Origin of the sequence: Mesorhizobium sp. M7A.F.Ca.CA.002.04.1.1 (assembly GCF_004022805.1) — a bacterium.
Lineage (GTDB): Bacteria > Pseudomonadota > Alphaproteobacteria > Rhizobiales > Rhizobiaceae > Mesorhizobium > Mesorhizobium ciceri.
This window is the reverse complement of the sequence record NZ_RZPL01001225.1, coordinates 1-696: the sequence shown is the minus strand read 5'-3', so window position 1 is coordinate 696 and position 696 is coordinate 1. Positions and strand designations below refer to the sequence as shown.

At 68.8% G+C, this 696-nt stretch carries 1 pseudogene; it reads right to left on the bottom strand.

The features are described 5' to 3' along the window. Positions 1–696, bottom strand: a pseudogene (locus ENZ75_RS33480) (autotransporter outer membrane beta-barrel domain-containing protein); the annotation flags it as partial.

Genomic DNA, 696 nt, shown 5'->3' with positions numbered 1-696 from the left:
GCCGAAAAGTGAAAACCCGCCATTGCCGCCGCCGCCGCCCACCGACTGCATAAGCACGCCGATGGAATCGTCCCCGAGCGTGGTGACCTTGGCGTTCGCAACGTTGTAATTCACCTTGTCGCCGTCACCCGCCGCATCGCCTGATCCGCCTACCGACACACCCACCAGGCCGCCAATGGCAATGGCGCCGCCGCCATTGCCGCCGCCGCCGCCGACCGACTGTGCGATGATGCCGCTAGCGGAACGGCCGTTCGTCTCGACGGTCACACCGTTGCCGGCCTGATTGACGTTGACCACGCCACCCTTGCCGCCAGTGCCGCCGCCACCGCCGATGGCGACCGAAATTGCAGGCGCTACGCCGATGGCGTAGCCGCCATTGCCGCCGCCACCGCCGACCGACTGGATCAGAATGCCATGCGCGCCGTCGCCGCCGTTTCCATCGACGCCGGTCTTGATGACGCCGCCAATATTGCCGGTCGCCGTATCGCCCTGGCCGCCACCGCTTGCCTTGCCACCGATCGACACGAGACCGATGGCGCCGCCGCCATCGCCGCCGCCGCCGCCCACCGACTCGACCAGCATGCCGATGGCGCCCAGGCCACTGGTGGTGATGTTGCCGGTGTTGGTCCCCGTGGCTGCCCGGCCGTCATTGCCATCCGTACCCGCGCCGCCACCGCCGAACAGACCTAGACCGCC